Annotated in this window: 19 protein-coding genes and 2 tRNA genes; 13 read left to right on the top strand and 8 right to left on the bottom strand. The window is 62.4% G+C overall.

Translation table 11 applies throughout. From position 1 onward, the window contains the following. Positions 1-86: 86 nt before the first annotated feature. Positions 87-479, bottom strand: coding sequence for an acyl-CoA thioesterase (locus LL253_RS06410; protein ID WP_009822941.1), 393 nt, complete (start codon positions 477-479; stop codon positions 87-89). Further along, a complete protein-coding gene (locus LL253_RS06415; protein ID WP_228226606.1) occupies positions 479-2,563 on the bottom strand; it encodes a S9 family peptidase in 2,085 nt (694 codons plus the stop codon). Before LL253_RS06415 ends, LL253_RS06410 begins: the two co-directional genes overlap by 1 nt. 110 nt (positions 2,564-2,673) lie before the next feature. Here LL253_RS06415 and LL253_RS06420 point away from each other — a divergent pair, with 110 nt between their 5' ends. After that, positions 2,674-4,455 (top strand): aminopeptidase P family protein, encoded by a 1,782-nt coding sequence (locus LL253_RS06420; RefSeq protein ID WP_228226607.1) that lies wholly within the window; start codon positions 2,674-2,676, stop codon positions 4,453-4,455. A 3-nt stretch (positions 4,456-4,458) separates the two neighbouring features. On the opposite strand, the gene LL253_RS06425 is transcribed toward LL253_RS06420, so the two are convergent. After that, a complete protein-coding gene (locus LL253_RS06425) occupies positions 4,459-4,599 on the bottom strand; it encodes a hypothetical protein (RefSeq protein ID WP_228226608.1) in 141 nt (46 codons plus the stop codon). 245 nt (positions 4,600-4,844) lie between these two features. On the opposite strand from LL253_RS06425, the gene LL253_RS06430 reads away from it, so the two are divergent. The 7 genes from LL253_RS06430 to LL253_RS06460 all read left to right on the top strand — a co-directional run bounded on the left by LL253_RS06430 (position 4,845) and on the right by LL253_RS06460 (position 11,208). Then, positions 4,845-4,919: transfer RNA gene (locus LL253_RS06430), tRNA-Thr, on the top strand. 148 nt (positions 4,920-5,067) lie between these two features. Then, a complete protein-coding gene (locus LL253_RS06435; RefSeq protein WP_228226609.1) occupies positions 5,068-5,400 on the top strand; it encodes an RraA family protein in 333 nt (110 codons plus the stop codon). A gap of 52 nt (positions 5,401-5,452) precedes the next feature. After that, entirely contained in the window at positions 5,453-6,178 is a 726-nt protein-coding gene (locus LL253_RS06440; protein WP_228226610.1) for a GntR family transcriptional regulator, read from the top strand. A gap of 73 nt (positions 6,179-6,251) precedes the next feature. Then, a complete protein-coding gene (locus tag LL253_RS06445; RefSeq protein WP_228226611.1) occupies positions 6,252-7,475 on the top strand; it encodes an MFS transporter in 1,224 nt (407 codons plus the stop codon). After that, positions 7,472-8,356, top strand: coding sequence for an amidohydrolase family protein (locus LL253_RS06450; RefSeq protein WP_228226612.1), 885 nt, complete (start codon positions 7,472-7,474; stop codon positions 8,354-8,356). The genes LL253_RS06445 and LL253_RS06450 overlap by 4 nt, the downstream gene beginning before the upstream one ends. After that, a complete protein-coding gene (locus LL253_RS06455) occupies positions 8,356-9,855 on the top strand; it encodes an OprO/OprP family phosphate-selective porin (protein WP_228221060.1) in 1,500 nt (499 codons plus the stop codon). Before LL253_RS06450 ends, LL253_RS06455 begins: the two co-directional genes overlap by 1 nt. Positions 9,856-9,888: 33 nt before the next feature. Further along, entirely contained in the window at positions 9,889-11,208 is a 1,320-nt protein-coding gene (locus LL253_RS06460; protein ID WP_050763047.1) for an MFS transporter, read from the top strand. A 161-nt stretch (positions 11,209-11,369) separates the two neighbouring features. Here LL253_RS06460 and LL253_RS06465 read toward each other — a convergent pair whose 3' ends face one another. The 3 genes from LL253_RS06465 to LL253_RS06475 all read right to left on the bottom strand — a co-directional run bounded on the left by LL253_RS06465 (position 11,370) and on the right by LL253_RS06475 (position 13,037). Beyond that, positions 11,370-11,996, bottom strand: coding sequence for a glutathione S-transferase (locus tag LL253_RS06465; RefSeq protein ID WP_228226613.1), 627 nt, complete (start codon positions 11,994-11,996; stop codon positions 11,370-11,372). Between the two features lie 305 nt (positions 11,997-12,301). Continuing rightward, positions 12,302-12,739, bottom strand: a complete 438-nt coding sequence (locus LL253_RS06470; RefSeq protein WP_228226614.1) for a DUF6680 family protein — start codon at positions 12,737-12,739, stop codon at positions 12,302-12,304. 221 nt (positions 12,740-12,960) lie between these two features. Beyond that, positions 12,961-13,037, bottom strand: a tRNA-Pro gene (locus LL253_RS06475). Between the two features lie 185 nt (positions 13,038-13,222). On the opposite strand from LL253_RS06475, the gene yajC reads away from it, so the two are divergent. The 4 genes from yajC (at position 13,223) to LL253_RS06495 (ending at position 16,669) form a co-directional block, all read left to right on the top strand. Then, a complete protein-coding gene (yajC, locus tag LL253_RS06480) occupies positions 13,223-13,558 on the top strand; it encodes a preprotein translocase subunit YajC (protein WP_009822929.1) in 336 nt (111 codons plus the stop codon). A gap of 8 nt (positions 13,559-13,566) precedes the next feature. Continuing rightward, positions 13,567-15,165: a protein translocase subunit SecD gene (secD, locus tag LL253_RS06485; protein WP_228226615.1), complete on the top strand. Its 1,599-nt coding sequence runs from the start codon at positions 13,567-13,569 to the stop codon at positions 15,163-15,165. A gap of 128 nt (positions 15,166-15,293) precedes the next feature. Next, complete coding sequence (secF, locus tag LL253_RS06490; protein ID WP_009822927.1) at positions 15,294-16,280, top strand: protein translocase subunit SecF; 987 nt, start codon at positions 15,294-15,296, stop codon at positions 16,278-16,280. A 47-nt stretch (positions 16,281-16,327) separates the two neighbouring features. Further along, complete coding sequence (locus LL253_RS06495) at positions 16,328-16,669, top strand: MTH938/NDUFAF3 family protein (RefSeq protein ID WP_228226637.1); 342 nt, start codon at positions 16,328-16,330, stop codon at positions 16,667-16,669. Between the two features lie 11 nt (positions 16,670-16,680). Here the strand turns inward: LL253_RS06495 and LL253_RS06500 are convergent, their stop codons facing one another. Both LL253_RS06500 and mgtE read right to left on the bottom strand, forming a co-directional pair. Then, a complete protein-coding gene (locus tag LL253_RS06500) occupies positions 16,681-17,085 on the bottom strand; it encodes a DUF1489 family protein (RefSeq protein WP_228226616.1) in 405 nt (134 codons plus the stop codon). Between the two features lie 24 nt (positions 17,086-17,109). After that, positions 17,110-18,549, bottom strand: coding sequence for a magnesium transporter (gene mgtE, locus LL253_RS06505; protein ID WP_009822924.1), 1,440 nt, complete (start codon positions 18,547-18,549; stop codon positions 17,110-17,112). Between the two features lie 146 nt (positions 18,550-18,695). On the opposite strand from mgtE, the gene LL253_RS06510 reads away from it, so the two are divergent. After that, a complete protein-coding gene (locus tag LL253_RS06510; protein ID WP_228226617.1) occupies positions 18,696-19,151 on the top strand; it encodes a peptidylprolyl isomerase in 456 nt (151 codons plus the stop codon). Positions 19,152-19,284 lie beyond the last annotated feature (133 nt).

Consider the following 19,284-nt stretch of genomic DNA (forward strand, 5'->3'; position numbering starts at 1 on the left):
CCAGTCGTCCTTGGTTTCGGGCGCAGTCGAGTAACAGGGCAAGCGCGCTTCCTGCTCCTCGACCGCGCTCGACGCCGGCGGCGCGCTCACACGAAGTTCGCCGCCACCTCGGCCGGTACGCGCAGGATTCGGCCCGATGCCTTGTCAATGATCGCCCAGGTGGATTTGGCCGCCACCTTCACTTTGTCATCCGGACCGATAAACTCGATCATCCGGTCGAACCGCGCCCCGCGCGGACCTTCGGGTATCCAGGTGCGCGCCGTCACCTTCTCCCCTTCCTTCACATTGCCGCGATAGTCCACTTCGTGACGGGTCACGACCCAAATATAGGCTTCGACATGGGCAGGATCGGCGTCCTGTCGCCAATGCTCCACCGACACCTGCTCCATCCACTGCACCCAGACGGCATTGTTCACATGGCCGAGTTCGTCAATATGCTCGGGCAGCGCGGTGATCTGTTTGGTGAAGCTCGCCGCCATCAGCCCTTCACCCCCAATTGCCAGAGAATGAAGGCGAACTCCTCGGCCGTTTCATGCAGGCTTTCGAACCGCCCGGACTTACCGCCATGACCCGCGCCCATATTGGTCTTGAGCAGCAGGATATTGTCGTCCGTCTTCGTTGCGCGCAGCCGCGCCACCCATTTTGCCGGCTCCCAATAGGTGACGCGCGGGTCGTTCAGACCGGCCGTCACCATCAGCGGCGGATAGGCCTGCGCTTTGACATTGCCATAGGGATCATAGGATTGAATGGTGCGAAACGCCTCCGCATCCTCGATCGGGTTGCCCCATTCCGGCCATTCGCCCGGCGTCAGTGGCAGGCTGGCGTCCAGCATCGTGTTGAGCACGTCAACGAAAGGGACATGTGCGACGACCGCGCCGAACAGATCGGGATCGGAATTGATGACAGCGCCCATCAGTTCGCCACCGGCCGACCCGCCCGAAATGCTCACCCGCCCCTTGGCGGCATAACCGCGTTCGATCAGCCCCTTGGCCACATCGACAAAATCGGTGAAGGTGTTGCCGCGCTTGTCCAGTTTGCCGTCCAGATACCATTGCTGACCCAGATCGTCGCCGCCACGGATATGGGCGATGGCGAAGGCGAACCCGCGATCAAGCAACGACAGGCGGCTCGTCGAAAAGCCGGGCTCCATCGCCATACCATAGGCGCCATAGCCATAAAGATGCAGCGGCGCGCTGCCATCCTTTGGGAAATCGGCGGGATAGACGATCGACACCGGGATGTCCGTGCCGTCGCGCGCCGGGATCATCAGCCGCTCGGTCGCATAGCGGGTCGCGTCATAGCCCGACGGGATCTCCTGGACTTTCAGTACTTCCAGTTCGCCTGTATCCAGATGATAATCATAGATGGTGTCTGGCGTGACCATCGATTCATAGCCGATGCGCAGCTTCGTCACATCATATTCGGGATTATCGTCCAGGCTGGCCGAATAGCTCGCCTCCGGGAACGGGAGGCGCTTGGCTTCATGCGTCGCATAGTCGCGCAACTCGATCTGGTCGAGCCCGTCCTGCCGCCCTTCGGTCACGTAGAAATGTTTGAAGAGGGTGAAATCGGTCAGATAGAAATGCGCGTCCGGGCCGATCACTTCCTCCCATTCGCCAGGGGCTTCCAGCGTCGCCTTCACCAGACGGAAATTGGGGTGGTTGTCGTTGGTGCGAATATAGAGCGTCCCGTCATGTTCATCGACGTCATATTCGCGGCCGGGGTGCCGACCAGCTACCAGAAGCGGCGTTGCCGTGGGGTCATTGGCGGGCAGCAGCCACGCTTCGCTCGTCACATGGTCGCCGGTCGCGATGACGATATATTTTTCCGAGGAGGTAAGGCCGATGGATACGCGAAAGCCCTCGTCATCCTCGTGAAACAGCTCGACATCGCTGGCGACATCCTGTCCCAGCCAATGTAGCCGGGCATTGTCGGTGCGCCAACTTTCATTGGCGAGGCCATAGAGCAGCCCCTTGCTGTCCGACGTCCAGACCAGGGACGACAAAGTGCCGGGAATGACCTCTGGCAGCAATGACCCGCTTTCCAGGTCCTTGATCCGCGCCTCGAACCGTTCCGACCCGTTGGTGTCGATCGCATAGGCGAGGTAGCGCCCGTCCGGGCTGACCGAGAGTGCGCCAAGACGGAAATAGTCATGGCCATCCGCCAGTGCCGGTTCGTCCAGGATCAACTGGTCAGGCCCGCCCGCGGCAGGACGGCGATACCATTTGCGATATTGCGCGCCGATTTCGAAGGCGCGCCAGTAAACATAGTCGCCATCTTTTTGCGGGACCGACTGGTCATCTTCCTTGATGCGGCCCTTCATCTCCTGAAACAGCCGATCGACCAGAGGCTTGTGCGGCGCCATCGCGGCTTCGAACCAGGCATTCTCCGCTTCCAGATAGGCCAGAATTTCCTTGTTCTTGACGTCGGGATAGTTTGGGTCGCGCAGCCAGGCATAGGGATCATCCACGGTGATGCCATGATGGGTGACGCTGTGCTGACGACATGCGGCGATTGGCGGGGAAGACAGTGAGGATGGGGCAGGCTGCATAAGGTCGGTCATTAACTATCCATGTTCCAGACAGGGGCCGCGCTGGCATATGGCGGCGTGGCCCTCTATGTTGTCGACATTGTCGCCGGCGCAAGAGGCCGGAATGATCCAAGGAATGACCGATGTCCAGTTATGAAGATCGCCTGAAAGCCCTGCGCGCGCAGCTTGTGCGCCAGAAGCTGGACGGTTTCGTGGTGCCGCTGACCGACGAACATATGAGCGAATATGTCGGCGCCTATGCCCAGCGGCTCGCCTGGCTGACGGGCTTTCAGGGGTCGGCGGGCAGCGCCGTCGTTCTGCCGCAGGAAGCCGCAATTTTCGTGGATGGACGCTATACGCTGCAAGTGCGCGAACAGGTGGATGGGGCGCACTGGCACTATGAAAGCGTGCCACAAACCTCGATTGCGCAATGGCTGAAGGATCATGCGTCGCAGGGTGCACGGATCGGCTATGATCCCTGGCTCCACACGCGCAGCTGGGTTCGGCAGGCGACCGAAGCATTGGCCGAGCAGGGAGCGGAACTCGTCGCGGTCGACACTAACCCCATCGACGCTGTCTGGCCCGATCGCCCGGCGCCGAGCGACGCCCGCCTGGTCGTCCATGATGATCATTTTGCAGGGCGCAGCGCGGCAGAAAAGCGCGCTGCCATGGCCGATTGGGTGACATCGAAGAAGGCGGACGCTGCGATCTTGTCGGCGCTCGATTCGATCGCCTGGACTTTCAACATACGGGGCAAGGATGTCGATCGCACGCCGGTCGCCCTTGCCTATGCCATCGTCCACGCCGATGCCACCGCCGACCTTTTCGTTGCGCCGGAAAAAATGGACGATGCCGTCGCTCAGCATCTGGGCAATGGCGTGCGCGTCCATGATCGCGCCGCCTTTGCGGACGCGCTGGCGGGCTTGCAGGGCAAGAGTGTGGTCGCGGACCCCGAACGCGCTGTCGCCGCCATTTTCGAGGCGCTGGAACAGGGCGGTGCCAAGGTGCTGGCGCTCCGCGATCCGGCCGTCCTGCCCAAGGCGATCAAGAACGACACCGAAATCGCCGGGCACAAGGCTGCCCAGGCGCGCGATGGCGCGGCGCTCAGCCGCTTCCTCCACTGGCTGTCGGTTGAAGCGCCCAAGGGTGGCCTCACCGAATTGTCCGCGGCAGATCGACTGGAGGCTTTCCGCAAGGATACTGGCCTGCTGGAGGATCTGTCGTTTGACACGATCAGCGGCGCCGGACCCAATGGCGCGGTCGTCCATTATCGCGTCGAGGAAAAGACCAACCGCCCGATCGAACCCGGCACGCTTTATCTGGTGGATTCGGGCGGCCAATATCGCGATGGCACCACCGACGTGACGCGCACCATCGCGGTGGGCGAGCCGACCCAGGCCATGCAGCGCCACTTCACGCTGGTGCTCAAGGGGCATGTCGCGCTGGCCCGCGCCATTTTCCCGAAGGGAACGCGCGGCGGGCAACTCGACATTTTGGCGCGCCAGTATCTCTGGGCCGAAGGGCTGGACTATGCCCATGGTACCGGACATGGCGTGGGCAGCTTCCTGTCGGTGCATGAAGGACCGCAGCGCATCGCCACCTTTGGCGGTGGCGACGAACCGTTGGTGCCTGGCATGATTCTTTCCAATGAGCCGGGTTATTACAAGACCGGCGAATATGGAATCCGCATCGAAAACCTTGTCCTGGTGGAGCCGCGCGCCATCCCCGGTGCGGAAAAGGAGATGCTTGGCTTCGAAACGCTGACCTTCGCACCGATTGATCGCGCGCTGATTGCTGTCGACATGCTCAGCGCCGACGAACGCGCATGGGTGGACGCCTATCACGCCCGAGTGCTGGAGGTAGTCGGCCCGCAACTGGATGGCGACGCCCACGGATGGCTCAAGGACGCCTGCGCGCCGCTTTGATGTCTAGCGCCGGGACGGGTCGGGCGGGGGCGACGCGTCCCCCTCTTCGCGGACAGCGTCCCGGCTCTGCGCCTTGCGACGGCGCAGATTGTCTCGCAAAGCCTGCGCCAGCCGTGCCTTTTTCTCGTCCTGCGTTTCAGCCATGAAAGCGGCATAAGCAAAATTCATCATCCGCAGCAAGCCGCCTTGACACAAGCGGTTCTGGCGGTCATAGGCCCGGCCTCCAAAGGCGCAGATGGCGTTGCGGACCGGACGTAGGGCTGCCTTGGCTCGGCGGTAAGCGCTCCCTGAGAGGGGGGGCTTGCCGAGCAAAAGCGGGGCTGCGTAGGAAGTCACGGCGAACCTGCCGGCTCTGTAGAGCAGTCAGGAGAGCCGATCGAGTTGGTTTTGCTGCTGTAGCTCAGTGGTAGAGCACTCCCTTGGTAAGGGAGAGGCCGCGAGTTCAATCCTCGCCAGCAGCACCATTCCTAATCCTCAGAGCACGAGAAGAGCGCCGGGGCAAAGGGCCGCTCGATATCGTTCGCGTTTTGTCAACGGATCGGTCTGGTCTAACGGGGCCGGCGTCGCCGACGAAAATGAGGACGCCGCTGTTCCGTGCACCAAACAGGCAGAATGGCCTGGGCCGCCGGCAAATGGGGCATTTCACACTTTGCCCCATCGTCCGGGCAGAGCGAGGCTTTGCCACATATCCATTTATTCTGGCCTTGCTCCATATTCGAAGCTAACCAGCTCATATATATGACTTTGGAGTATCCCATGTTTGCGACCCGCGATTTTATCATTCCAGGCGCGGTCAGCGACATGATGGCGCTCGCAAAGAGGGATATCGGCATCGCGTGCCTGGGTACGATGCCGCGCAGGTCGGTGCATCGTGACGTCGGCGACATTGATGTCGTCATCGAAATGGGCGGCACTCCCATTCTGCCGGGCGACCGCTTTTGGTAGACATGGGGGGCATATTGATCCGCTCTCCCGGCATAGCAAAGGGGACCGCATCGTGATCAAGGCCGATCCCCGATTGCCACGGTATCAGCAGATCCGCGACGATATCGCTGCCCGCATTGCGCGCGGCGAGTGGAAGGCGGGTGAGGCGATCGCGACGGAGGCGGAGTTGTCCAGCATCTATGGCGTCGCCATCGGCACCATCCGCCGGGCGATCGATGAACTGGCCAGTGACGGCGTGATCGAGCGGGCGCATGGCAGAGGGATGTTCGTGCGGCGCGCCGATTTCAGCACATCCTTGTTCCGGTTCTTCCGTCTGGGATCGAGTGGAGAACGGTCGATCTCGCCGGACAGTCGGATATTATCCCGGTCATTGGCCACCCCTTCGGATATCGTCCGGGACAGGCTGCGCCTTGGTCCTGAGGATAACGCAATCCGCATGATCCGTCTGCGGACCGACGGAGGCAAAGTGCTGCTGCGCGAGGAAATATGGCTATCGGCCACCCTGTTCGGACCGATACTGGATATGGACATCGCAATGCTGACGCCGCTTCTATATCCAGCCTATGAACGGCATTTCGGCCGCATCGTCGCGCGCGCGAAAGAGCGTCTGACAGTGGAAACCGCGGATGCGAACGTCGCGTGCGATCTGGAGGCGCCGGCCGGATCCAGTGTCGTGCGGATCGAACGGCAAGCGATAGATCATGCGGACCATCCCTTGGAATGGCGCACCTCCCACGGTCTGGCGGACCAGTTCGTCTACGAAGTCGACGTTCACTGACGGACATTCATCGGAAAGACATTTGACAGCCTCGTGCCGCTAATGTCATATAGATGACTATAGGAGTAGGTGAATGGTCGAGGGTGATTCCGCCCCAACAGATCGAAAGGCGGTAGCTGCTGCCAGCTTTGGCGGCTGGGCAGCCGATGCTTTCGATTATCAGCTGTTCGGTCTTGCTCTGCCCTTGATGCTCGCCAATTGGCATCTCAGTCCGCAGCAGGCGGGTTCGATCATCACATTCGGCCTTGGCTGTGCTGCTGTCGGCGGTCCGCTGGGCGGCCATCTGGCGGATCGTTTCGGACGCATCCGGATTCTCACCATATCGATCCTGGTTGTCGCCATTGCGACATTCGGGGCGGCCTTCGTCACCGCACCCTGGCAGTTGATGGTCCTCAAGGGCGCCCAGGGGCTGGGATTTGGCGCAGAATGGTCCGTCGGGGCGGTCATGCTGGCGGAGATCGCACCGCCGCGAAAGCGCGGATCTTTCCTGGGCATGATGCAAAGCGCCTGGTCGGTCGGCTGGGCGGCTGCCGTATTGGTGTATCTGGCGGCAACGCTCTGGCTCCCCGGCGATCTGGCCTGGCGCGCGATGTTTTTGATCGGCATAGCGCCTGCCGCCCTGATTTTCTGGTTTCGCCGGCGGCTCATCGCGCGGGAGCGGGCGCCAGGCGCGCTTAACAACGCGGGCATTGCGCCTCTGGCAGAATTTTCTGTCCGGAAACGACTGCTTCTCGCCTCGCTCGTCGGCCTGGGCGCACATGGTGGTTTTCACAGCCTGTTCACCTGGCTGCCGACGCTGCTCAGCACGGTGCGGCTTTATTCGCCGACGGTGACCGGGCTTGCGCTGTTGCTGATGACGCTCGCCTTCGCGACTGGCTGCCTCGTGGCGGGATTTCTGTCGGACAGGCTCGGGCGGCGGCCGGTCATTGCCCTGTTCGCAACCTGCTCTGCCCTGTTCGCCCTGCTCTTTGCCCTCATCGATGGCGGGCCAGCGATCATCGTGATCCTTGCCTTGCCCGTTGGTTTCGCCGCCGGCGGCACGCCTGCGATATTGGGCTGCTGGTTTGCCGAGATGTTTCCCGCTCCCGTGCGCGGGGCCAGCGTCGGGCTGGCCTATAATGGCGGGCGGTTGGCGTCCGCCTTGCTGCCTGGCCTTATCGGCTGGGCATCGGCGGCGATGCCGCTCGACATTCTGATCGGGATCGTTGCTGCGGCCAGCTATGGCCTGGTCGTGCTTATCCTGCCGGCGCTGCCCGAAACCCGCGACGTCAATCTGATCGAAGGCGCGACCGCATGATCGCTCGTCGATCCTTCCTCCAAGGCGCGATCGCGTTTGCCGCGTCGCCAGCTTTTGGCAGGGATTTCCAAGGAACAGCCGCAATCGATACGCACGCCCATGTGTTCCGGCGCGACCTGCCCCTCGCGCGGCGCCGTCGCTACACTGTCGATTACGACGCCACGCTGCATGACTATCTGATCATGTTGCGCGCCAATGGCATGGCCAGGGGCGTATTGATCCAGCCCAGCTTCCTGGGCTTCGACAACGGCTATCTGCTCCGTGCGCTCGAGCAGCATGGGGAGCAATTGCGCGGAATAGTGGCTCTGCCGCGCCAGACGTCGATCGATGACATGGCGCGTCTGGCAAAGGCGGGAGTCGTTGGCATCCGGCTGAACCTCATCGGCCGTAACGATCCCGACTTTGGCAGTCCTGAATGGCGCCGGCATCTTGCGATCGTCGCACAGCTTGGCTGGCAGATCGAAATCCAATGCGAAGCCGCCCGGTTGCCCGGCCTTCTGCCGGCTTTGGTCCAGTCCGGAGCGCCGGTGGTGGTCGATCATTTCGGCCGACCCGACGCCGTCCTTGGCGTCAAGGATCCTGGCTTTCGCTATCTTCTGGAGGCTGCCGGCAGCGGCCAGGTCTATGTAAAATTGTCGGCGCCCTATCGGATCGGGGCGAAACTGGCCGAGAACGCAGCGCCCCGGTTGTTGAACGCCTTTGGTCCGGATCGACTGCTCTGGGGGAGCGACTGGCCTCATACCCAGTTCGAAAATGTCGCTGATGCGGGCGAATGCCGCGGCGCACTTGACCGCTGGGTGCCTGACCCCGCCGCGAGATCCGCGATCCTCACATCCACGCCCACCCGACTATTTGGGTTCAAAGCTTTCAAGGCACGCTGATGTCCATGCAAAAGGCGGCCGGCGCCGCGCTCTTCCTGCTGCCTGCATTTCCCGCGACGGCCCAGACATCACAGCTGGGGCTCGAACGACTGGTTAGGGATCAGGCTGCCGCGCTGGAAGCGCAGCAGGCACGGATCGATGCGCTGGAACGCCGCCTGGCCGCGCTGGAGCCTGTGGTGCAGGAAACGGCGGTCACCGCGGCTGAGGTGGCGAAGGCAAGGCCTGTCGTGGAAACGCGCCTCGACCGGCTGGAGCGACTGCGCAACCTGCCGGCTGGGAACGCGGCAATGCGGCCTGCTTCCGATCCGCTGACTGCACCATCGCCATCGCAGGCGGCCAATGTGGATGACGAAAGCTTTGACTGGACCAAGGGCCTGCCCCAGATCACCAGTGCAGACGGCAAGTCCGCCATGCGGCTTCGCGGCCGGATGCTGTTCGACACGTCGAGCAGCTTCGGGTCGAATTTCGACCGGCGCAACATCACTGGGACCAAGGCGCGCGCGATCCGATTGGGCGTCGAAGGCAAGCTTGGCGACATGATCGGCTATCAGGTCGAATTCGATCTGACCGACAATCAGGCCGCACTGCGCGGCGCCTATTTATCCTTCACCAAGAAATGGGGCGACAATATTTACGAATTGTCGCTTGGCAACAGGCTTACGGACCGTTCGATGGAAGGGGCGTCGAGCTCCGACAGCCAGCCCTTTCTGGAACGCAATGCCACAGCGCTGGCAACAGCCCCGCGAAAGGGATCGTTCGGCCTGGGCGCCATGGCGCGGGTCTATGGCAAAACCTGGCACGCCGCCGTTCAGCTCGACGGCAACGAAGCCAGCACCAATGGTAGCGTGAGCGACAGCACGACCCTGACCGGTCGGGTCCACTGGAATCCGTGGCGCAACAGTGAGGCTATCGTCCATCTGGGGGCCTGGGGGTATCGCGAAGATTTTTCGAGCGGAGTCGCAAGCATCCCGCTCTCGACCCGCATCGGCGGCCGTTTCAACGAACTCATCACCGTCCAGGCATCCAGTCTGCTCGATCCCGATCATGGGCAAGCCTTTGGCCTTGAACTGGGGGGCGTCTACAAGAGTTTCTGGATGTTCGGCGAATATGGCGAGCGCGATGTGTGGGCGCGCGACAGTGCGGGCGGCCGGCATGTCGGCGTGCGCGCCGGATCGATCGGCACCGGTGTCTATCTGACCGGAGAGAAGCCGCCCTATGTCGCGCGCGGCGGCGTTTGGTCCAAGCCGCGTGTATTGCGGCCCATAACCGATGGCGGCTGGGGCGCGGTCGAAATTGCCGCTCGCTACGACCAAGTCTCCTATTCCGGCCCTTTGGGTGGCGAGGGCTATTCCACCACGCTGGGGCTCAACTGGTATCTGCTCGACTGGGTTCGCGTGACCCCGAACTGGATCCGCTGGCGCACCGAAAACCGCGCGGGCGCCTTTGCCGGCGCCGACGAAGGCAACACCGTGGTTGGCCGCGTCGCCGTTTCCTTCTGATTGCATGACATCTTCCCCGACAAAGGAAAGCTGATGACCATTTCCATTGTACCGGACGGCACGTCCGCCAATTCCCATGCGTTGGTGAGCGAGATAGAGCGCCGGACGATGCGCAAGGTGGCGTGGCGGATCGTTCCCTTCCTGATCCTGTGCTATTTCATCGCCTATGTCGACCGGGTGAATATCGGTTTTGCCGCGCTCACCATGAACGCCGACATTGGACTGACGCAGACAGCCTTTGGTATCGGCGGCAGCCTCTTCTTTATCGCATATGTGCTATTTGAAGTGCCGAGCAACGTCGCGATGGAGAAGTTCGGCGCGCGGGTCTGGATCGCGCGGATCATGATCACCTGGGGTCTGGTCGGGATCGGCATGGCTTTTGTCACGGGCGCCTATTCCTTCTATGGCCTGCGCTTCCTGCTGGGGGCGGCGGAAGCGGGCTTCTTCCCCGGCGCGGTGCTCTATCTCGCGCAATGGTTTCCGCGCGCATATCGGGCCAGGATCGTGGCGACCTTCATGGTCGCAATTCCGCTGTCCAATTTTCTGGGATCGCCCATTTCCGCGCTGTTGCTTTCGCTGGATGGGATGGCGGGCTTTGCGGGGTGGCAATGGCTGTTCATCATGGAATCCTTGCCGGCCGTTCTGCTGGGACTGGTCGCGTTGTTCCTTCTGCCGAGCCGTCCTAAGGACGCGAGCTTCCTGTCGGCCGAAGAACGCAGCTGGCTGACAGACACGCTGGCGAACGAGCATGCACCGGGCACCGCAAAGCCCGGTTCGGTGTGGCGCACGCTGACCAATGGCAAAGTATGGGCGTTGGCAGTGGTGTATTGCGGCAGCTCCGCCACCAGCAACGCCTTGTCCATCTGGCAGCCGCAAATCCTTAAATCCTTTGGCCTGAGCACTTGGGAAACGGGACTATTCAATATGATCCCGTTTGGGTTTGCCGCCATTTTCATGGTCATCTGGGGCCGTATCGCTGATAAGACGGGAGAGCGGATGTGGTCGACGGCTATCCCCTTGGCGCTGACCTCGGTCAGCTTGTTCGCGACGCTGCTGACGGGGTCACTGACCATTACCATGATCCTGCTCACCCTTGTTCTGATCGGCAATTACGCCATCAAGGGGCCATTTTGGGCCCTGTCGACCGAAACGCTCCCACCCAGCATGGCCGCCGCAGGCGTGGCTGCCATCAACACCATAGCCCATCTCGGTACAGGCGGCGCGACATCCGTGCTGGGGCATATAAAGGATCAGACGGGCAGTTTTCCGATGGCGCTGATCCCGCTGGCGACGTTGACCATGATTGGCAGCATCACCACTTTGTTGATCGGCAGAGCGCAGCGCCAGCGCTGACGCGCTGGTCCGCCTGCTCGTCATGGCATGATATATCCCATTCCGGTGCGCGTTGGGGGGGCGGACAGGATTAGGGTCGGTACCGCGCTGACGCCGGCGATCGAATGGCGTCGCGTGCTGACGGCAACCAGTCCGCCGGCAGCCGCGTGTCCAACATCGGCTCATGACGGGAAATGGACTGGAGCGTCTCCCGGCATCCAGGGGGATGGGCGCACCATCACCGTGGCAAACAGGTTCGACGACGTACAGGCGCGCAGCCAGCTTTTGACGGCCGGAAGCGCAAGAGTGTCGAACCAACCCTGGTCGACCGCGGCGAATTGTCGAATAAACGGCATAATGGCTGCGTCCGTCAGCCCCCATGCGCCACCGGCCAGATAGGGGGTGCACGCCAGCCTGCGCTCAAGCCTTTCGAGAAACGCCACCGCAGCGCTTCGATGAGACAGAGCATCTGATCCATGACGCTCAGGATATTTATATCGATCAAGGTCATGCTTGAAAGGGCCGTCGTTCAGCGCGATCAGCTCCGAGTCATCGCGGTTCAACCAGCCGTCAGGATCATTCCGGGCCAATAGATGGCGCATGATGTCGAGGCTTTCGTCGATAACCCGGCCCTCGGGCAAGACGAGCACGGGGACAGTGCCTTTGGGTGAGGCCGCCAACAGAGCCTGCGGTTTTGCGGACAGCTTGACCTCCCGCAGTTCGACGCGGGCCTGGCTGACGACCACAGCCATACGCGCGCGCATCGCATAAGGGCAGCGGCGGAAGCTGTAGAAGATAGCGTCAGTCATCCGACCTTGAAACACCCCTTGTATCCTTGCCGATCACCATAGCCCCCTCGCCGGGCGCTGGTCGACCGGCAGGCGTCGACATGATCGGCTCACCGCCCATCAGGATGAAGGCCAATTCCCACTTAATTTGCCTATTTTGGCGGCAACGATACCGGGAAGACGTCGGTGAAGGACAAAGGCATCGGCCCTGCCAGAAATATTCTGCAAACCGGAACGAACCGGTCAGAACGAACAGGTTGGCCCCCGATGGGGTGAAAATCGCCTACATTTCCCAAAATATGAACGGCCGTCGTAGGCAGGGTTTGTTACGTTGTGCGTGGGTAATATCCTCGGTCGATAGCTGCGACGGTAAGTTGGTCCGAATATCCAAGGCACTTCTCCATCGCCACTATTATGCCCATATATGCGTTTGAGCGATTGGTGTGATTATCAGCTCCATTAGTGTAGCAAAGAAACTCATGCCAAGCATCCAAAACATTGCGTTCGTCTTGAAAGACGATGACTATCATATTGAGTGCTGCGACGGGTTCTGGCGCTGAAATGTCTACCCCACGATATTCCATGAGTGTTTTCAGTATTTGATAACGTTCTCTCTGTCGCTCCAATTCCGCATCATGTTCTCTCTGAAGATTTGCCGCTTGAGCGGGAGCCTTGTATGTAACCCAAACGGCGATCAAAGCCGCGATAAAGGCCAAAACGGAAGAAACGGCTTGCACAACCGTCGCGAGTTCTATCGTTCCCATGGTTCAAGATTAGCAAAGGAAACGTCGCTCTCAAGGTCTAACTCTAAATCGCAGACCTATGCACATTCTGTCGAATCGGCCATTCAACGCGCCGTCGCAGCCTTCGCCACATACCGACAGCTAATTGCCAGACTGGCTAGCTCGATAGGTCGTGGAAACTGCCCATAACCTGCCCGCGCGCCATGTGGGGCCGGGTAGGTGAGGCTAAGTCATTGAAATCTTGGTCGGGACGAGAGGATTCGAACCTCCGACCCCCACACCCCCAGTGTGATGCGCTACCAGGCTGCGCTACGTCCCGACCGGAGGGCGCCCAATAGAGCCATGATCGCCCCGATGCAAGGGCTCAATCGCATTGGCGCGCGCGTCTCGTCCCATGTCCTTATCATATTGCCTCTGCCCCCTTGTCTGTGTTAGCCGCCCGCCCTTGATCCGTGGGTGCCGTGTGGCGGCCCGCGACCGACAGACAACAAGGCAGTCCCACCCATGTTCATTACCCCAGCCTTTGCCCAAACCGCGGGCGGGCAAGCCTCCGGCGCCGGTATCCTGGTGCAGATGGCGCCGCTGGTCCTGATCTTCGTCGTCTTCTATTTCCTGCTCATCCGTCCGCAGCAAAAGAAGATGAAGGCGCACAAGGCCAAGATCGACGCGGTGAAGAAGGGCGATCAGGTCGTCACCGGCGGCGGCCTGGTGGGCAAGGTGGTGCGCGTCGATGATATCTATGCCGATGTCGAACTGGCGCCGGGCATGAAGGTCAAGGCGGTCAAGGCCACGCTGACCGATGTCATCGATCCGATGACCGCCAAGCCCGCGAACGACTGAGCGGCGTCATGCTGAACTTTTCGCGCTGGGCGATCGCCGCGATCCTCCTGCCGCTCCTGATCGGCGTGCTGTGCGCCGTGCCGAGCTTCCTGCCCGATGCGGCCGTCGCGAAGCTGCCCGGCTTCATGCAGACGCGGGTCAATCTGGGCCTCGACCTGGCCGGCGGCAGCCATTTGCTGCTGGAGGCATCAACCCAGGACGTCGCCAGGCAGCGGCTGGTCAATATGGAGGAGCAGGTCCGCACCGAATTGCGGCGCGGCGACCCGCGCATCGCGATCGGCGATATCTCCAGCCGCGATGGGAAGCTCAGCTTCATGGTCCGCGATCCGGCCCAGGTCGATGCTGCGGTCGAACGGATTCGTCCGCTGACCCAGGGGGCGGGCCTCACCGGCCAGCGCGACTTCAATGTCGAGGTGGTCAACAGCTCCACCATCGTCATCACGCCGACCGATGCCGGCATCGACAATGCGGTCAAGAGCGCGATGGAAGTCGCGACCGAAGTGATCCGCAAGCGCATCGACGAAATGGGCACGCGCGAACCCACGATCCAGCAGCAGGGCGACAATCGCATCGTCGTGCAGGTGCCGGGTCTCCAGAATCCCAAGGCGTTGAAGGACCTGCTCGGCCAGACCGCGAAGCTGGAATTCAAGCTTGTCGATACGACTGCCAATCCGTCTGAAGTCGCGCAGGGCCGCGCGCCGGTAGGCAGCGAAGTCCTGCCCTATCCCGACAATCCGTCCGGCGTCCCCGTGATCGCGGTCAAGCGGCAGGTGATGGTGTCGGGCGAGGATCTGACCGACGCCACGCAGGGCTATGACCAGAATAACCAGGCGATCGTCAACATCCGCTTCAATGGCTCTGGTGGCCGCAAGTTCGGGCAGGTGACGTCGCAGAATGTCAATCGCCCCTTCGCCATCATCCTGGACGGCAGGGTCTTGTCCGCCCCCAACATCAACGAACCGATCCTGGGCGGCAGCGCGCAGATCAGTGGCAATTTCACCGTGGAAAGCGCCAATCAGCTCGCCATCGCGCTGCGCTCGGGCAAGCTGCCCGTCGCGCTGACGGTGGTGGAGGAACGCACGGTCGGGCCGGGCCTTGGCGCCGATTCGATCCGCGCCGGCCTCATCGCATCGATCATCGCAGTGGTCGCGGTCGCCGCCTTCATGTTCGTGAGTTATGGCCGTTTCGGGGTTTATGCCAATATCGCCGTGGCCATCAACGTTCTGGTGATCCTGGGCGTGATGGGCATTTTGGGTGCGACGCTGACGCTGCCGGGCATCGCCGGCTTCGTGCTCACGATCGGCACCGCGGTGGACGCCAACGTGCTCATCTATGAACGCATCCGTGAGGAGCGCCGACGCGGCCGTAACGTGGTGCAGGCGATCGAACATGGCTATAAGGAAGCCAGCCGCACCATTTTCGAAGCCAACGTCACCCATGCGATCGCGGGCGGTATCATGCTCGCGCTTGGTTCCGGGCCGGTCAAGGGCTTCGCGATCGTGCTGCTGATCGGTATTGCGACCAGCGTGTTCACCGCCGTCACCTTCACACGCCTGCTGGCGTCGCGCTGGGTCCGCGCCAAGCGGCCGACCGAAATCACGATCTGATGCGCGCGCGTCGCATCTCCGTTCGCCCTGAGCTAGTCGAAGGGCTGTTCTTTCTTCGGAAAGGGACTGGTCTTCAAGAAGGACTGGGCTTCGACAGGCTCAGCCCGAACGGCATTAGGTTTTAAGCCATGAAACTGCTCAAGCTTGTCCCCGACAACACCAATATCGGCTTCGTCGCGATGCGGAAATGGGCGTTCGCGCTCACTGCCTTGCTGACGGTGCTGGCGATTGGCGCCGTAGCCCATAGGGGCCTCAATCTGGGCGTCGATTTCGTCGGCGGCCTGATGATCGAGGCGAAATTCCCGCAGGCGGTGGAAACCGACAGGGTGCGGGCCACCATCGCCCGCCTGGGCGTGGGCGAAAGCTCGCTACAGCAGTTCGGCGATCCCAAGACGGTGCAAATCCGCCTGCCCCTGCCTGAACAGGGCGGCGCGGGCGCGGCCAATGCCGTGGTGGAAAAGACCCGTAACGCGATGACGGCGCAATTCCCCGGCGTTACCTTTTCCCGCTACGATACGGTATCGGGCAAGGTGTCGGGCGAGCTGATCCAGAACGGCATCCTGGCCGTGGTGCTGGCCGTGGTCGGCATCGCGATCTTTTCCTGGCTACGCTATGAATGGCAGTTCGGCGTCTCGACCTTCGTCGCGATCATGCACGACGTGCTGATGACGCTCGGCTTTTTCGCCATCACCCAGCTGGAATTCGACCTCAACATCGTGGCGGCGGTGCTGACGATCGTGGGCTATTCGATCAATGACAAGATGGTGATCGACGACCGCATCCGCGAAAATATGCGCAAATATCGCAAGATGGACATGAAGGCGCTGATCGACCTGTCGGTCAATGAAACGCTGCCGCGCACGGTGATGACGTCGCTGACCATTCTGCTGGCGCTGGGATCGCTGCTGCTGTTCGGCGGCCATGTGCTGCGCGGCTTTACCGCCGCGATGATGCTGGGCGTCGTCGTGGGGACCTATTCGTCCATCTATGTGTCCTCTTCGCTGCTGATCTCGCTGGGCCTCACCCCACAGGCGTCGGAGAAGAAGGCGTCGAAGGCCGGCCTTGCCGCCCAGGCGGAGCGTGTCGGGCCGCGCGATGACGGGGCGCGACCCTGACCGATTCGGGCATCAAGCTGCGCCGTGACGAGAGCGGGCAGGGGCCGATCGTCACCGGCTTTCAGGGGCGCGGCTTTCGCGTGCGCGATGATGTGTTCCCCGATGGCCTGCTGCTCAGCCCGGTGCGTGCCATGGCCTGGACCGATGCGCCGCCGATCGATGCGCTCGACATAGCGCAGTTCGACGATCTCCTGACCCTCGACCCTGAGCCGGAATTCATGCTGCTGGGCACGGGCGCTGGTCTGCGCCAGCCACCACGGCCCTTCGTGCGCGCGCTGGAAGCCCGGGGCATCGGCGTCGAAGCGATGGACAGCCGCGCTGCTGCGCGCGCCTGGGGCGTGTTGCGCGCCGAGGAACGCTGGATCGTCGCGGCGCTCATGCCGCTCTGAGAGTCCTGGCGCTAGACCAGTCCCAGCCGGGTCAACTCGCCGAGCATGGCGGGCGGCATCGCCTCCAGATTATCCGCTTCGCCGCCGCCCAGGTCCGGCGGCGCGTCCTTGTCCTCCAGATAGCGCCATCCCTGATGCGCGCGCTTGGGGATGGCGCGCACCGGGATCAGTCGGGGCGCCAGCCGCACCCAATATCGCCCTTGGCCCGTTTCCTCAAAACCAAGCAGCGGGCTGCGGCCGATGATGGTGTGCGTGTGGATCCAGTAGAGCGATCCGCCCGCCATCTCCTCGACGCGCTTGGGCAGATAGCGGGTGGTGATCCGCGCCTCGCCCAATCCGGCCTGGCTTTCCAGCCAGGCGCGCAGCGACGCGGGGCCTTCGCTGCGGAAGGCGATCTTGGTCATATGGAGGGGCATTACGGGCTTAAATGGGCGCTCGGATCAGCTCGTCAATCCCGCCGCGGTCGCTAACCCCAGGAAAGCGAAGAACCCCATTGAATCCGTGATCATCGTCACGAAGATGGAGGATGCCACCGCCGGGTCGAGGTTCATCCGGTCAAAGGCCAGCGGGACCGACGCGCCGGCCAGGCCCGCCGTGATGATGTTCGTGACCATGGCGGCCGCGATGACGCCGCCCAGCGCCATATTCTGGAAGACCAGCGACACGCCGATGCCCAGCACGATGGCGACAGTCACGCCATTCAGCACCGCGACGCGAATTTCCCGCAAGATGGTGCGCCGGGCGTTGGAGCCGGTAATCTGATTGGTGGCGAGCGCGCGCACGGTCACGGCCATCGTCTGGCTGCCGGCATTGCCGCCCACCCCCGCGACGATCGGCATCAGCGTCGCCAGCGCCACCATCTGCTGGATCGTCCCTTCGAAAATGCCGATGATGGTGGATGCGACCAGCGCGGTCAGCAAATTGGTGAGCAGCCAGCGGACCCGCGCGCGATAGCTGTCGAGCACCGGTTCGTTGATGTCGCCTTCGCCCGCGCCCGACAGGCGCAATATATCCTCGCCCGCTTCCTGGCTGATGATGTGGACGATGTCGTCCACCGTGATCATGCCTACCAGCCGGCCGGAGCCGTCAACGACGGCGGCCGAAATCAGTGCATATTTCTGGAAGCGCAGCGCCACTTCCTCCTGGTCCATGTCGACCGGGATCAGCGTCTGTTCGCGCTTCATGAGGTCGCTCATCGGCACGCCGCGCGGGCAGGTCAGGATCCAGCTGAGCTGGCAGGTGCCGATCGGCCGATGGCCTTCATCGACCACAAAGATTTCCCAGAAATCCCGCGTCAAATCGCCGCTGTCGCGCAGATAGTCGATCACCTGTCCGACCGTCATATGCTCGGGCACCGCGACCAGGTCGCGCTGCATCAGGCGGCCGGCGGATTCCTCCGGGTAGGCGAGCGCGCTTTCGATCGCGGCGCGATCCTCAGGCTCCATCGCCTCCAGCACAGCCTGCTGGTCGGCTTCCTCCAGATCCTCGATGATCGCGACCGCGTCATCGGTGTCCAGTTCGGACGCGAACTCCGCCACCTGTTCGGGCGCCAGCGCGCCGATCAGGTCGTCGCGCACATAATCATTGAGTTCGGACAGGACTTCCGCGCCGACCAGGTCGCCCAGCGCCGCGGCAATATCGGCACGCCGGTCGGACGGGGCCAGTTCCAGCAGGTCGGCAATGTCTGCGGGGTGCAGCGGCGACACAAGCTCGCGCGCTTTTTCGCTGTCGCCATCTTCGACCGCGTCGAGCACGGCCGTCAGATATTCGGGCTTCAGCCGGTCATCCTCATCGTGGCTGGCCTCCGCCGCCTCGATCACCGGGTCTTCGAAATCATCCCCATGCACCAGGGGTTCGGCCACATCGCCGCGCTCGCTCATGGCGCCCCCTACTGTCCGGTTCCTGTAACATATCGTCGCTTTCGCCCATGCCCACCGGAAATGCAATAAGGAGACAGCGCTTCCATCCCCTTCATTAGCCTTTATATGGGCTCCATCCCCACGTCCCCGGCAAGAGAGGATTTTTCATGGCCGACGATACGCTTACCCTCACCCTCGATAGCGGCGGCGATGTCGTCATCAAGCTGCGCCCCGACCTTGCGCCCGGCCATGTCGCGCGCATCGTCGATAATACCAAGGAAGGCTTTTACGACGGCGTCGTCTTCCATCGCGTCATCCCCGGCTTCATGGCGCAGGGCGGCGACCCGACCGGCACGGGCATGGGCGGCCATCCCGACAAGCCCGACCTCAAGGCTGAATTCAGCCGTCAGCCGCATGTGCGCGGCGTTTGCTCGATGGCGCGGGCGTCCAATCCCAACAGCGCCAATAGCCAGTTCTTCATCTGTTTCGACGATGCGACCTTCCTCGACGGCCAATATACCGTCTGGGGCGAAGTGACGTCGGGCATGGAGCATGTCGACGCGCTGCCCAAGGGCGAGCCGCCGCGCACGCCCGGCAAGATTGTCAAGGCGACCGTCGCCTGAACTGGCAGCGGGGGGGGGGGGGGGGGGGGGGGGGGGGGCCCCACCCCCGCCCCCCCCACCGGCAGTAGTCGGGAGGCCAGGACCTCCAGGCCGAGCACGTGGCGCCCTAGGACAGGCAGGCGGTCGCCCCCCT

It is taken from the genome of Sphingobium soli (genome assembly GCF_020782245.1).
In the GTDB taxonomy this organism is placed as follows: domain Bacteria; phylum Pseudomonadota; class Alphaproteobacteria; order Sphingomonadales; family Sphingomonadaceae; genus Sphingobium; species Sphingobium soli.